Genomic DNA, 13,908 nt, shown 5'->3' with positions numbered 1-13,908 from the left:
TACGGTGCCGTTGTAAACCCCTCTGCGTGTTTTGCGTGCGTTTACGTAACTCTTCCGGCCGAGAGAGCGTTCGCGAAGTACCACCATTACGGTGACCGGAATCTCTCGGGTAGGGTTTGGCCGTATGAATACGGGGAGTGACGAGCCGGGCGAGGTAGCCATGGCGGACGACGCGGGGACCGAAGGGACGGCGGAGGAGCAGGAGCAGGGGCTCGGCTCCCGGGCGCCGGAGTTCATCAAGGCGCGCCGCATACTGCATCTGAGCTGGCAGGTCGGGATCTTCGTCGTCGGCCTCGCGGTCGTGGTCGCCGGCATCATCATGCTGCCGCTGCCCGGTCCCGGCTGGGTCGTGATCTTCGGCGGCATGGCGATCTGGGCGACCGAGTTCGTCTGGGCCCAGCTGGTTCTGCGCTGGACCAAGCGCAAGGTCACCGAGGCGGCCGCGCGCGCTCTCGACCCCAAGGTGCGGCGCCGCAACATCATCCTCACCTCGGTCGGCCTGGTGATCATCGCGGTGATCGTGGGCATCTACCTGTGGAAGTTCGGCTTCGAGATGCCGTGGAACATCAAGAACCAGTGATCCCCGGCGAGGGCGTGGGGACCGGCCGGCTGTGGTCACAGGCATAGCCTGACTTGGGGTAATGTTCTTCCTGCGCCCGGGCGATTAGCTCAGTGGGAGAGCGCTTCGTTCACACCGAAGAGGTCACTGGTTCGAACCCAGTATCGCCCACCCGGGACGGCGGCCCGTCTGCGACAGAGCAGACGGGCCGCCGTCGTCTGTGCCGGGTGGTTCGTGGTGGTGTGCGGCGTGGGGAGCGGCCCGACATCCCCGCCGGCCCGCTGAAACCGGTGCCTCCGACGACGGCGGAACCTTCGACGGTGGACGAACCCCGACGGCGGGACTCCGATGGCAACGGAAGAACCCCCGACGGTGGCGGTCGGCAGCGGATCCCTGACGGCGGCGGAACCCCCGATGGCGGCAGAACCCCCGACGGCAGCGGAACCCTGATGCCGGCAGAGCCCCCGACGGGACCTGCCGCCCCCGCGAGGCCCGACGGTCACCGCTGACAGCCGGCTCCGTCGGCCTCCGCCCCGCCGCACGAACCCTTTCAAGGGCGCCCTCCCGGACACCCTGTTACCCACCAACCCGCCATCCCTCAGGCGGATTTCAGCCGCCCGTCGTGACCGTGTGAACCCTCACCGCGGTCCGAGGGGTCGAACAACCGCTCCCCACCTGCGCCTTCGTCCCGTCGGCGGCATCCCCCCACCCTCGCGCCCGCTCGTCCGCGCCCAGCCGCCCCACAAGAAATTCCTGTCCGAATCATTGACGCTCCCTCAGCCCCCTCGTACCTTGTGCCAGCAAGCGCTTTCTTGAAACGATTCATGCAAGCGGCAACGACGCTGCGGGGAGGCCGACGGTGGGAACCAGCAGGAATGTTGAGAGGCGAACGATCCTGAAGGCGGCGGGGGCCACGGCGGCTACGCTGGGCCTGGCCGCGACCACGGGCTGCGGGGGCGGCGGAGGTGCCTCCTCCGACGGGACGGTGACGATCCGTTACGCGTGGTGGGGCGGCGAGCCGCGCACCATCGCCATCAAGAAGACGATCGCGCTCTTCGAGAAGAAGTACCCGAAGATCAAGATCAAGCCCGAATTCACCGACTACGCCGCGTTCTGGGAGAAGTTCCAGACCCAGGCCTCCGGCGGGAATCCGCCGGACGTTTTCCAGAATGCGGTCGGTTTCCTGCGTAAGTACGACAAGCGCGGCATTCTTCTGGATCTCAAGGCGCAGGCGGACGCGGGGAATCTGAGCCTGGAGAACTTCCGCAACGGCGTTCTGGCGAACGGTCAGGTCGACGGCAAGCAGCTCGGCATCCCCGTCGGCGCCAACACCATGGCGCTCGTCATCGACCTCAAGGCCTTCAAGAAGGCCGGCGTCGAGGCGAAGATGGGCTGGACCTGGGACGAGTACTTCGACGCGCTGCAGACGATCCAGGACAAGCTGAAGATCGCCGGTGACACCGGCTACCACGGCATCATGTACCTGTACGACCTGTATCTGCGTCAGAACGGCAAGGCCTTCTTCACCGACTCCGATCTCGGCTTCACAGAGGACGATCTGACGCAGTGGTGGGAGGACGGATACAAGCGCGTGAAGTCCGGGCTGGTCGCCGACCCGAAGAAGATCGAGCAGGTCCAACCCAAGTCGGGTCTGTCGGCCGGGCTCGCGGCGTCCGAGTTCACCTGGGACAACTTCTCCATCCGCTACGAGGGTGAGGGCGAGTCGGACTACGGACTCGCGCCGATCCCCACCATGAACGGCAAGGACACCGGCCAGTACCTCGGCTCCCTGATGCTGAGCGCCTTCTCAGGGACCAAGCACCCCAAGGAAGTCGCCCAGTTCATCTCCTTCATGGTCCACGACCCCGAGGTCGGCAAGATCATGGGCTACGACCGCGGCATCCTCGCCACGACCGAGCAGTACGACGCGTTCACGCCCACCGACGCCAACAACAAGGGCGTCAAGGCGTATGAGGAAGAGGTCGCCAAGGCCGGCGTGCTCGGGAAGATCACGCCACACCCGTCGGGCGCCGATGTCATCGAGGCGGCGTTCCTGCGGATCGGTGGCGAGGTCTCCCAGGGCAAGACCAAGCCGGCCGACGCCGCCAAGGCGCTGTTCAGCGAGGCGAAGGCCGCGTTCGCGGGCTGAGGGGACGTACCACCATGACGCTCGTCAAGGAAGCGCCCGCGCGCCCGGCGAAGAAGCGGTCCGCCGCTCCTGCCGCCGGGCGGCGCGGGCGGCGCCGCGAGAACCTCGCCGGCTATCTCTTCATGTCGCCGTGGATCGCGGGGTTCCTGCTGCTCACGGCGGGGCCGATGGTCGCGTCGCTGTACTACGCGTTCACCCGCTACAACCTCTTCACGCCGCCGCAGTGGGTCGGCTTCGAGAACTTCACGACCATGTTCCAGGACCCGCGCTGGCAGAAGTCGGTCGAGGTCACGCTGAAGTACGTCGTCGTGGCCACACCGCTGAAACTGCTGCTCGCCCTCGGTGTCGCGCTGCTGCTCGCGCAGAAGCGGCGCGGCCAGGGCCTGTACCGGGCCGCGTTCTACATGCCCTCGCTCATCGGCGCCAGCGTCTCCATCGGCTTCGTGTGGCGGGCGCTGTTCTCCGACGACGCGATCGTGGACCGTACGCAGAAGATCTTCGGGCTCGACGTCGGGGGCTGGATCGGCAACCCGGACTACGTCATCTATGCCCTGGTCGCCTTGAGTGTCTGGCAGTTCGGGGCGCCGATGGTCATCTTCCTGGCCGGCCTCAAGCAGGTGCCGCAGGAGCTGTACGAGGCGGCGGAGATGGACGGCGCGGGGCCGCTGCGCAGGTTCTGGAACGTTACCCTGCCGATGATCTCGCCCGTGCTGTTCTTCAACGTCCTGCTGGAGTCCATCCACGCGTTCCAGGTCTTCGGATCCGCATACGTCGTCTCGAACACGTCCTGCGGACCCGCCGACGCCACCCTCGTCTACACCTGTTACCTCTACCAGAAGGGCTTCAAGGAGGCCCAGATGGGCTTCGCCTCCGCGATGGCCTGGACGCTGGTGATCGCGGTGGCGCTCGTCACGGCGGTTCTGTTCTGGTCGCAGAAGAAGTGGGTGCACTACGAGGAGGCCGCCAAGTGACCAGTGCCACCAGCCCTGCCCTGCGCACCGCGAACGAACGGCGGCGCACCGGATCGATCGCCTGGCACGTGGGCGCGCTCGTCATCCTCGCGGTCGTCCTGTATCCCGTGATCTGGGTGGTGGGCGCCTCGTTCAAGCCGAGCAAGGACATCATCGCCAGTCTCGACCTGCTGCCCACCAAGCCGGTCTGGGCGAACGTCTCCGGGCTCGCCGACGGCATCTCCGGCATCTCCATCGGCAGCTTCTTCTGGAACTCGCTGATGTACGCGGTCCTCGCCGTCGTCGGTGTCGTGGTGTCGAGCTCGCTGACCGCGTACGCCTTCGCCAAGATCCGGTTCGCCGGTCGGAACCTGCTCTTCACGCTGATGATCGGCACGCTGCTGCTCCCGTACCACGTGCTGCTCATCCCGCAGTACGTGCTCTTCCGCAACCTCGAGCTCACCGACACCCTGGTGCCGCTCGTCGCGGGCAAGTTCCTGGCCACGGAAGCCTTCTTCGTGTTCCTGATGGTGCAGTTCATGCGCGGGCTGCCCAAGGAACTGGACGAGGCCGCCAAGCTCGACGGCTGCGGGCATCTGCGCACCTACTGGTCGATCGTGCTGCCGCTGAGCCGCCCCGCCATCATCACCAGCGCGATCTTCACCTTCATCAACGCGTGGAACGACTTCATGGGACCGTTGATCTACCTCAACACCCCCGAGAAGTACACCGTTTCGCTCGGCCTGATGATGTTCCGCGACCAGGAGGGCATCTCCAACTACGGCAGCATGATCGCCATGTCACTGGTGGCGCTGGTGCCGGTCATCGCCTTCTTCATGGCCTTCCAGCGCTACCTCATCGACGGTATGGCGACCTCCGGACTGAAGGGCTGAGGCGGTCACCATGGCCGAAACACGCGTGAAGGCCCGCGCCCCGCGCAAGGAGTCCCGGCGCAAGGAGTCCGTGTTCGGCGAGCGCTTCGCGGTCTTCGCCGAGTGTCTGCTCACCGGCGTGTGGATCGCCGTGGCCTGTCTCGGGGTCGTCACCTACCCCGCGGCCTTCGCCGCCGGCGCCCGGCATCTGCGGCGTCGTACGGCCCACGAGGGCGGTGGCTGGCGGGAGTTCGCCCAGGAGTTCCGGGCGGCCGTGCGGGGCGGGTGGATCGTCGGGCTCGCCGGCTGGGCCGCGGCCGCCGCGGTCTGGGTGGACGTCCTGGCCGCGCGGGCCGGGATTCCCGGTGGTCCGTTCGTCGGGGCCGTCGGCATCTTCGCGCTGATCGGGCTTGCCGTGGCGCTGCTGCGGGCGGCGGCCGAATGGTCGCCCGGTGCCTCCTGGCGGGCGTTGCTCGCGGACGCCGGGCGGCGGACCGTGCTCGATCCGGCCGGGTCCTTCCTGGTCGTCTGCGGGCTGGGCGTCGTCGCCCTGTCCGCCATGTTCATCGCGCCGCTTGCGGTCCCCGTCCTGGGGGCCGTGGCGGCGGCGGCCGTCGCCGTCGAGGAGCGCTACCGGCACCGCTGACGGGCGGTGCCCTTTCTCCAGGTAGGTGCCCCGGGCACCGCACCTCTCTCTGTCATGCCCCTGACCACCCCCTGCATCCCGCACGGAAGGAAAGGCTGCATCTCATGTCTCCCATCCCCCGCAGGTCCCTCCTCAAGGCGGCGGCCGTCGCCGGAGCCGCCGCCCAGTTCAGCTGGACGCTAGGGGCCAAGGACGCCGAGGCCGCACCGAGAGCCGAGGCCACGGACGCGGATCCGGTGACCCTGGACTGGCTGGAGGAGGGCGGCCTCGGCGCCGCCCCCGGCTCCACCCTCGGCGTGCCCTGGCCGATGGGCACCTACCAGGAGGACCAGACCTTCGCGCTGACGGACGCCGACGGCAAGGCCGTCCCCGTGCAGTCCTGGCCGATCGCCTACTGGCCGGACGGGTCGCTGAAGTGGACCGCCCACGCCGTGAGCTCCGGCAGCGGCAGGCTCACCCTCACCACCGGCACCCCGGCCGCCCCCGCGAAGAAGGTCACCGTCGACAAGAGCGGCGGCACCATCGACGTCTCCACCGGCGCCATCACCGCGAAGATCGGCAAGTCCGGCGCCACGATCATCAAGTCCGTCACCCGCGGGTCCACCGAGATCGCCAAGAACGGCCGCCTGGTCCTGATCCGGCAGCCCGAGATCGAGGACGAGGACCAGGGCACGGTCAAGACCGAGCGCTTCGAGGGTGCCATCGATGGCGTCACCGTCGAACAGGAGGGGCCGGTCCGCGCGGTCGTCCGGATCGACGGCAAGCACCGCAAGGGAAGCCGCAGCTGGCTGCCGTTCTCCATCCGCCTGTACTTCTACGCGGGCGCCGACTCCTTCCGCATGGTCCACACCATCACCTACGACGGGAAGCAGGAGCCCGGCAAGGCGAGCGGCGACTTCATCCGCGGCCTCGGCGTCCGCTTCAGCGTGCCGATGCGCGACGAGTCCTACGACCGCCACATCCGCATCGGCGGCGAGGGCACCGGCCTGCTGCGCGAGGCCGTCAAGGGCATCACGGGCCTGCGCCGCGACCCGGGCGCGGCCGTCCAGGCGGCCCAGTACGAGGGGAAGAAGCTGCCCGACCCGGCCACCTGGGACCAGCGGGTGACGACGAGGCTGCAGTACATCCCCGAGTGGGGCGACTACACCCTCTCCCAGCTCTCCGCCGACGGCTTCACCCTGCGCAAGCGCACCAAGAAGGGCTACGGCTGGATCGGCGCCGGCGGCGGCAAGCGGGCCTCCGGCTTCGGCTACGTCGGCGGGGTGAGCGGCGGATTCTCCTTCGGCCTCAGGGACTTCTGGGAGAGTCACCCCTCCCAGCTCGACATCCGCGACGCCCACACCGACGAGGCCGAGGTCACCCTCTGGCTCTGGTCGCCCGAAGCGCAGCCCATGGACCTGCGCTTCTACCACGACGGCATGGGCCAGGACACCTACCCCGAGCAGCTCGAGGGCCTCAACATCACCTACGAGGACTACGAGCCGGGCTTCGGCACCCCCTACGGGATCGCCCGTACCTCCGAACTGCTCTTCTGGGCCAACGAGTCCACCCCGAGCCCCGAGAAACTCGCCGAACAGGTCGAGGCCGTACGGGTCCTTCCCCAGCTCGCCGCCCCGCCCAAGCAGCTCATCAAGGCCAAGGTCTTCGGTCCCGGCCTGTACTCCGAGCCCGACCGCTCCACCCCCGCCAAGGCCAAGATCGAGGACCACCTCGACTTCCTCTTCACCTACTACAAGGACCAGGTGGAGCAGCGCCGTTGGTACGGCTTCTGGGACTACGGCGACATCATGCACACCTACGACACCGTCCGGCACCAGTGGCGGTACGACATCGGCGGCTACGCCTGGGACAACTCCGAGCTGTCGCCGGACCTCTGGCTCTGGTTCGCCTACCTGCGCAGCGGCCGCGCCGACATCTTCCGCTTCGCGGAGGCGATGACCCGGCACACCGGCGAGGTCGACGTCTACCACCTCGGCCAGTGGGCGGGCCTGGGCACCCGGCACGGCGTCCAGCACTACGCCGACAGCGCCAAGCAGCAGCGCATCGCCAACACCACGTACCGCCGCTACTACTACTTCCTCACCGCGGACGAACGCGTCGGCGACCTCATGCACGCCAACGTCGACTCCGACGAGACCTTCCTCGTCCTCGACCCCATCCGCAAGATCCGCACCGAGCCGTACACGCCCGACCGGCACGCCCTGTCGATCGGCTTCGGCACCGACTGGAGCGGACTGGTGTCGGCGTGGCTCACGGAGTGGGAGCGCAAGGGCCCGAAGTGGGAGAAGGCCAAGGCCCGCGTCCTGTCGACCATGGAGACGATCGCCGCCCAGCCCAACGGCTTCGTGCAGGGCACCGGCCTGTACGACCTCGACACGGGCCGGTTCGCCATCGCGGACAAACCGGTCGTCGGTGTCTCCCACCTCTCCGCGGTCTTCGGCCTCAACGAGCTGTGCGCCGAGCTCATCCACCTCGTCGACATGCCGAAGTTCAACGAGGCCTACTTCGACTACTGCCGTTACTTCAACGCCACCAAGGCCGAACAGGCGGCCCGTTACGGCTCCAACTTCGGCAGCCTGCTGCTCTTCCAGGGCCACTCGCGCCTCGACGCCTACGCGGCCGTGCAGACCGGGGACGAGAAGCTGGCCCGGCGGGCGTGGGAGAAGTTCTACAACTCCGACGGCTACAAGGAGTCCGCACCCTGGAAGACGGAGGCACTGAGCGGCCCCGCCACCCTGGTACCGGGCAGCGAGGCCACCTGGGTGTCCACCAACGACACCGCGCTGTACGGCCTCGCCGCCATCGAGAACCTGGCGCTCCTCGGCGACAGGATGCCCTGACGCTCCGCGGGTGAGGCCGTGGGGGAACTGCGGGCCGGCTGTGGCCGGCCGCGCCCCCGCGGCGGAGCCGCACAGTGATACAGCCCCGCGCTCCTTTCGGGGCGCTTCAGTTCAGCTTCCCCAGGACCTCCCGCACCCGCCGGACGTCCCGGATCCGCCGCTCGTACGTCGCCCCGACGGTGAGCAGCAGGAGTCCGGCGAGCGCGGGAGGTACCCAGCGGGGGAGCGCGTCGGCCGCCTGGACCAGGTAGGGGGCCAGCTCGTGCAGCGCGTCCAGGACCAGCGCCGTGCCGCCGAGGACCAGCGGGGCCTGGAGGCGGTGCCGGGCGCCGAGCAGCGTGACCAGCAAGGCCGCCGCGCCCAGCAGCAGCGGGCGCGTCCACTGCGGGTCGCCCCAGGCGGCGGCGAGGCTCGGCAGCAGCGTGGCGGCGAGGCCGGGACCGTAGGCCGTCCAGGACGAGGTCCGCGGCTCGCGGTGCCGGCGCCAGGCGCCGACGAGCAGCGCCGGGACGCTCACGGGGAGCGTGTACGCCTCCGGTGTGGTGACGTCCCAGGCGGCGAGCCTGACCCAGGTGGCCAGGAGGAACAGGGCGGCGGCCGCGTATCCGACAGGGCGGCGGTCGGGGCGGGCCGCCGTGCCCGCGGCGATCACTCCGGCCGAGGACAGCACCAGGGCCAGCATCGGGAGGTCGGTGAGCGCGAGACCCACGGCGAGGAGTCCGGCGACCGCGCCCGTCACCTCCACCGGCACGGTCGCCGGGGACTCCCCGAACCGGGCGGCGAGCAGGGCCGCGGCCAGGGGGACCACGAGGACCAGCAGCGCCGTGTGTGCGGGCTGCCAGTCCGCCGCCGCGCCCGTCGCGCAGGCCAGCGCGGTGGCGTGGAGCAGCGCGGCCGGGGCCATGACCGGGGTGAGGCGCGGCCGCCCCGACACGGTCACGAACAGAGCGGTCAGGGCCGAGAGCACGGTCAAGGTCGCGCTCTGCGAGGCGAGGGAGAGGAAGCAGAGGTTGAGGGAGGTGGCCAGTCCGAACGCGGTGGCGGTCCACGGCGTGGGCAGGAAGACCGCCGCCGCTGTCACAGCACCCAGGAGCAACAGCGTGAGCACGTAGGGGAGTTCCAGCACCGCCGGAACGGCCACGCAGGCCGCCCAGGCCAGGCCCAGCGCGCCGGTCAGCGCCCGCGGGCGCCAGATCTCGTTCCGGACGGCCAGCGCGAGCACGGCCGCGACCGTCACCAGGACGAGGAGCGCCTGGCCCGGGTACGGCGGCCAGGGCGTGTGGACGGTCACCGCGGCGCGGGCGTCCGAGGGCACGCCCGACCAAGGCCGCTCGATCCAGCCGAGCGGGCCCAGCAGCGTGACCAGGACCAGCGGTACGGCCCACAGCACCGCCAGCGCCTGCACCGCGGCGGAAGCCTGGACGAGGCCGCGGCGCACCGGCTCGGGGAGCCGGCCTCGTACCGCCGCAAGCAGCGCGATGCCGCAGAGCAGATGGGCGGGGACCGTCCAGCCGCCGGGCAGCGCCGTCCGCAGCAGGCCGCCGCCCGCCGCCACCAGCAGCAGACCGCCGGCCGACGCCGTGCCCCGCGCGACGGCCGGCTGCGGCAGCCGCCGGGCGGCGCCGAGCGCGATGGCCGCCGCGAGGGTGAGGAGCGCCGCCGCACGGGCGGCGGCGCTCGGACCGGAGGCCGTCCAGGACAGCCAGCCGGCCGCCAGTACGCCCCAGCCGCCCAGGCCGTATGCGCCGACCGCGGTGGTGACGCGCACGGAACGGGCGGTCGCCCGGAGCGCGATCACCGCGTCGAGGCCGGATGTCATCAGCAGCGCCGCGGTGACGGCGTACGGGTCCGCGCCGGCCGCGAACGCCCCGAGGGGCAGAGGGAGTTGAGCGGCGACCAGCGCGGCGGGCAGGGGCAGGCGCAGCGCCCCGAGTCCACGGGCGTACCCCGCCCAGAGCCCCGCCAGCACCGCCGACGCGACCGCGGCGTAGCCCGTGCCGTCGGTGCCGGTGAGGGCCGCCTCGTGCAGCGCGTAGGAGTCCAGGACCGTCAGCACGAGTCCCAGGCCGGCCACCGACTCCGCCGTGGAGCGCAGCCCACGCTTCAGCAGGGGCACCGGCGCGGCGAGCACGGCCAGGGTGACCGTGCCGAGCACCAGGGCCCGCCCGGCGATCCCCAGGTGACCCCAGCTGACCAGCGTGAACGCGATCGCCGCGATGGTGAGCAGGACCCCGCCGAGCAGCAGAAGGACGTTCTGGACGCGCGGGGCGGTCGCCTCCGGGCGCGGTTCGGCGCGGGGCGCCGGCGTCGGCTGCTGCTCCCGCTGGAGCGCGGCGATCAGCCAGGCCCGGCGCGTGAGCAACTGGGCGCGGCGGGCGTCCAGTTGCCACAGCTCGGTGTCGATGAGCCGCAGCTCCTCGGCCGGGGAGGGAATGTGCGTCATGGATCGGAGTGTGGTCGGCGTCACGTCGTACGGCATGAGCACGGCTACTCAGTCCCTACTCAGATTCCGGCCCGGGTACCGGCACACTCGGCCCATGGACTGGACGCACTACCGCTTCCGCAGCCTGTGGCCGCTGCCCGCGCCACCCGCGACCGTCTACGCGGCCCTGGAGCGGCCGGAGGACTATCCCCGCTGGTGGCCCCAGGTCCGCGAGGTGACCCGGCTCGGCGACACCACCGGCGTCATCACGGTCCGCTCGCTCCTGCCGTACGCCCTGACCTTCACCGTGCGTGAGACGCGGCGCGATCCGGCGGCCGGGGTGCTGGAGATCGCGGTGTCCGGGGACGTCGAGGGCTGGGCGCGCTGGACGGTCACCGCCGGCGGCCCCGGCAGCCTCGCCCGCTACGACCAGGTCGTCGACGTGAACAAGCCGCTGCTCAGGTGGTTCGCCGTGCCGGGTCGGCCGTTCTTCCGCGTCAACCACTGGCTGATGATGCGCGCCGGGCGGCGCGGGCTGGCGGCGTACCTGCAAGCGGTTTGAAGGAAACCCGCGGGGACCTGTATTGTTCAGTGCGTTCCCGGGCGATTAGCTCAGTGGGAGAGCGCTTCGTTCACACCGAAGAGGTCACTGGTTCGAACCCAGTATCGCCCACCGGGAAAGGCCGGTCCGCACCACGCGGACCGGCCTTCTTCATGCCGCCGCGGACAGCGCCGGACGCAGGGGCCACGACGTGTCCACCGTCTCCGGTGAGCCGCTGCGCGCGAACCACGCCTGCAGTCCGCGCGCCTGCGCCGCGTGCCAGGACGTCTGCAGCGCGTGCAGTTCCGCGGGGGACAGCCGCTCCAGCCGCGCCGCGAACCGCCGGCCCAGCGCCCGGACGACCTCCAGCGCGGCCACCGCGTCCGCTGCGGCGTCGTGCGCGTCGGCCAGCTGGACGCCGTAGTGCGCGCACAGGTCGGTGAGCGTGCGCCGGCCCTTGCGGTAGCGGTCCAGGTGCTTGTCCAGCACCCGGGGATCCAGCACCCGCAGCGGCGCCGGCTCCAGCCAGTGGCCCAGTGAGGAGGCGCGGTGCCGGCGCAGCTCGCGGTCGAGCAGCGTCAGGTCGAACGGCGCGTTCATCACCACCAACGGCCGTCCCGCGGCCGCCTGTTCGGCGAGCAGCTCGGCTATCTCGTACATCACCGGCGCCGGCCAGCGGCCGTTGCGGTGCAGGTGATCCTCCGTCAGCCCGTGCACCGCCGTCGCCGCCTCGGGCACCGGCACGCCCGGGTTCACCAGCCAGCGGCTCACCCGCGGCCGGGTGCCCGGCGCGTCCTGGACGACGAGCGCGGCCGACACGATCCGGTCGGTCTCGACGTCCACTCCTGTCGTCTCCGTGTCGAACGCCGCCAAAGGGCCCTCGTACCAGCACGCCATACCAACACAACCCCTCGTTCACCCACGGCAGCTGACGCCCCGTCTTCTGCCCGTTTGGTGATACCCGGGCTGTTTGCGCCGTACGCCGGGAGGACACAACAGGAGTACGGGTCTTTGCAGTTCAGGGGCTCGACGCGGAATTTCGATCGGCCCCCGGTGCGGGGATCCTCTTTGCTTGGAAGGCTGTTGGTCATGGCGATAGCGCAGCCCGAGCGGGGCGGGCTGCTGCCCGAGCATGCGGGCCCCCATCGCGGCACACTCGCCACCACCGCCTGCATGGAGACACTGCAGGTGGGTTACCTCCACGCGGTCGCTGCGGCCGCGGGCTGTTCGCTGTCCCAGCCCTTTCCCGACAACGGCATCGACTGGCACGTCAGTCACAGCGCCCCGGGGCACACCGTCGACGACGAGGTGACCATCAAGGTGCAGCTGAAGGCCACATACCAGATCCCGCCCAACCCACCGGGCCGGTCCTTCTCCTTCACGCTCGACAACGACCACTTGCGCAAGCTCGCCCGCACCCCGGTCTCGGTGCACAAGATCCTCGTCGTGATGATCGTCCCCCGGTCCCAGGACCAGTGGCTGCGCGCCGGCCACGACCGGCTCGACCTGCGGCACTGCTGCTACTGGGTCAACCTCGCCGGCCACCCGATCACCGGCCGGACCCGGACCACCGTGCGGATACCGACCACACGCATCTTCGACGACCGGGCGCTGTGCGAGATCATGACGCGGGTCGGGACGGGAGGCAGACCATGACGCACCGTCCGCTCGACGAACCTCTGCGGCCGGTACGACCGCACCCCGTCGAGGCCGCCTGGAACCGTCCCCCCGAGCCCGCCGAGGTCGACCCGGCCGTCCTCGGCGCCCTCCTGCGCCGGCACGGCTGGCAGCGACGCGGCGGCGCCGTCGGACGCTACGGCCGCTGGACCCCGCCCGGACCGGGCGGCAGCGGAACCAGCCTGCTCGTTCCCGAGACCCGCGCCTTCCCCGACAGCGACGACCTGCTCGGCGAGGCGCTCCAGGCCCTCGCCCGCAGCCAGACACCCGCCGCCCGCGAGGTGCTCGTGGGCCTGGCCGTCCCCAGCGACGAGATCCGCTGGTGGCGGGACACACCGGCCGGGCCCGCCGACACCGCCTCCTGGGCCGTCGAGGAACAGCTGCGCGGCGCCGCCCGGCAGATGCTCCTCGCCGGCGCCCTCGCCACACGTGCGCGGGCCGGTTACTACGGCGCCCGGCACCGCCGTACGGCCGGCGTGATGCTGGAGAGTGTCCTCGTCGGCACCGCGGCCGGGGGGCGCCGACTGACCGCCTTCGTGCCGGTCGAGGCGGGACGTCCCCTCGCCGTACGCCTCCACCAGGCCCTCTACGCCGTCCGCGAGGCCATCGACTACCAGCGGGCCACCGGCGGCATGGACGCCTTCGACGGGGCGGTCGAGGCCGGTGCCAGCCGCGAGCTGACCGACGCGCTGATCGCCCTCGTGCGCGGTACGGAGGGGGCGCGCATCGCCGTCGAGTGGGCGCCCGCGGCGGGGGTCCCCGAGGACTGCGCGGCCACGGCCGAGCCCGTGGAGTTCTCGCCGGGCGACCTGGCCGTGCTGCGCGAGGCCGGCGCCCGCTATCTCCGTGAGGAGCCCTCCGTGCCCGTGCGGATCACCGGCACGGTGGTGCGGATGCGCAGGTCGGGGCCGCGTGGCGAGGGCAGCGTACGGCTGCGGGTGCTCGCCGGCGCCGAGATCCCGCACGTCCGGCTCACCCTCGACGAGGAGGACTACCGCATCGCCGGGCAGGCCCACCTGGTCGGACTGCCGGTGCGGGTGCAGGGGCGGCTGGAGAGCCGGGGCGGCTTCCGTCGGCTCACCGGCGCCTCCGGGGTCGTACCCGTGCAGGTGGACGACGCCGAGCGGGACCGGCTGATGAAGTCGCTCCAGGAGCATCTGGACTTCTTCGAGGAGGCCTGCGGCGGAGAGGACTGAGCCGGGGGAGGCCGGGGCGGAGGCCATCCGTTTCGCGGTCGGGGTGCCGGGGTCGG

11 protein-coding genes and 2 tRNA genes are annotated in these 13,908 nt (G+C 70.9%); 11 read left to right on the top strand and 2 right to left on the bottom strand.

Annotation, left to right across the window (positions count from 1 at the left end; genetic code table 11):
- Positions 1–124 precede the first annotated feature (124 nt).
- From IE263_RS15385 to IE263_RS15355, 7 genes are all read left to right on the top strand, one after another.
- Positions 125–580 (top strand): TIGR02611 family protein, encoded by a 456-nt coding sequence (locus IE263_RS15385; protein WP_189936618.1) that lies wholly within the window; start codon positions 125–127, stop codon positions 578–580.
- A gap of 78 nt (positions 581–658) precedes the next feature.
- Positions 659–730, top strand: a tRNA-Val gene (locus tag IE263_RS15380).
- A gap of 688 nt (positions 731–1,418) precedes the next feature.
- Positions 1,419–2,708 carry an ABC transporter substrate-binding protein gene (locus tag IE263_RS15375; RefSeq protein WP_189936616.1) on the top strand — a complete coding sequence of 430 codons (1,290 nt, stop codon included), beginning with the start codon at positions 1,419–1,421 and terminating at the stop codon, positions 2,706–2,708.
- Between the two features lie 14 nt (positions 2,709–2,722).
- Positions 2,723–3,679, top strand: a complete 957-nt coding sequence (locus IE263_RS15370) for a carbohydrate ABC transporter permease (RefSeq protein WP_189936614.1) — start codon at positions 2,723–2,725, stop codon at positions 3,677–3,679.
- Positions 3,676–4,551 (top strand): carbohydrate ABC transporter permease, encoded by an 876-nt coding sequence (locus IE263_RS15365; protein ID WP_189936612.1) that lies wholly within the window; start codon positions 3,676–3,678, stop codon positions 4,549–4,551. Before IE263_RS15370 ends, IE263_RS15365 begins: the two co-directional genes overlap by 4 nt.
- Positions 4,552–4,561: 10 nt before the next feature.
- Positions 4,562–5,176 carry a hypothetical protein gene (locus tag IE263_RS15360; RefSeq protein WP_189936610.1) on the top strand — a complete coding sequence of 205 codons (615 nt, stop codon included), beginning with the start codon at positions 4,562–4,564 and terminating at the stop codon, positions 5,174–5,176.
- A gap of 104 nt (positions 5,177–5,280) precedes the next feature.
- Entirely contained in the window at positions 5,281–8,016 is a 2,736-nt protein-coding gene (locus tag IE263_RS15355; RefSeq protein ID WP_189936608.1) for an exo-rhamnogalacturonan lyase family protein, read from the top strand.
- Between the two features lie 106 nt (positions 8,017–8,122).
- Here the strand turns inward: IE263_RS15355 and IE263_RS15350 are convergent, their stop codons facing one another.
- Positions 8,123–10,459, bottom strand: a complete 2,337-nt coding sequence (locus tag IE263_RS15350) for an SCO7613 C-terminal domain-containing membrane protein (protein ID WP_229910998.1) — start codon at positions 10,457–10,459, stop codon at positions 8,123–8,125.
- A 94-nt stretch (positions 10,460–10,553) separates the two neighbouring features.
- On the opposite strand from IE263_RS15350, the gene IE263_RS15345 reads away from it, so the two are divergent.
- On the top strand, positions 10,554–11,000 hold the full coding sequence (locus IE263_RS15345) for an SRPBCC family protein (protein WP_189936603.1): 447 nt from the start codon (positions 10,554–10,556) through the stop codon (positions 10,998–11,000).
- Positions 11,001–11,039: 39 nt separating this feature from the next.
- Positions 11,040–11,111: transfer RNA gene (locus tag IE263_RS15340), tRNA-Val, on the top strand.
- A gap of 39 nt (positions 11,112–11,150) precedes the next feature.
- Here the strand turns inward: IE263_RS15340 and IE263_RS15335 are convergent.
- A complete protein-coding gene (locus IE263_RS15335) occupies positions 11,151–11,876 on the bottom strand; it encodes a 3'-5' exonuclease (RefSeq protein ID WP_189936601.1) in 726 nt (241 codons plus the stop codon).
- Between the two features lie 192 nt (positions 11,877–12,068).
- Between IE263_RS15335 and IE263_RS15330 the strand changes: the two genes are divergently transcribed.
- Together IE263_RS15330 and IE263_RS15325 are read left to right on the top strand one after the other, a co-directional pair.
- Positions 12,069–12,635 carry a DUF4365 domain-containing protein gene (locus tag IE263_RS15330; RefSeq protein ID WP_189936599.1) on the top strand — a complete coding sequence of 189 codons (567 nt, stop codon included), beginning with the start codon at positions 12,069–12,071 and terminating at the stop codon, positions 12,633–12,635.
- Complete coding sequence (locus tag IE263_RS15325) at positions 12,632–13,852, top strand: hypothetical protein (RefSeq protein ID WP_189936598.1); 1,221 nt, start codon at positions 12,632–12,634, stop codon at positions 13,850–13,852. Before IE263_RS15330 ends, IE263_RS15325 begins: the two co-directional genes overlap by 4 nt.
- Positions 13,853–13,908: the final 56 nt, after the last annotated feature.

This window comes from Streptomyces aurantiogriseus (assembly GCF_014649375.1).
Lineage (GTDB): Bacteria > Actinomycetota > Actinomycetes > Streptomycetales > Streptomycetaceae > Streptomyces > Streptomyces aurantiogriseus.
The sequence above is the reverse complement of the archived record's forward strand: the minus strand, read 5'-3'. Positions and strand labels throughout refer to the sequence as shown.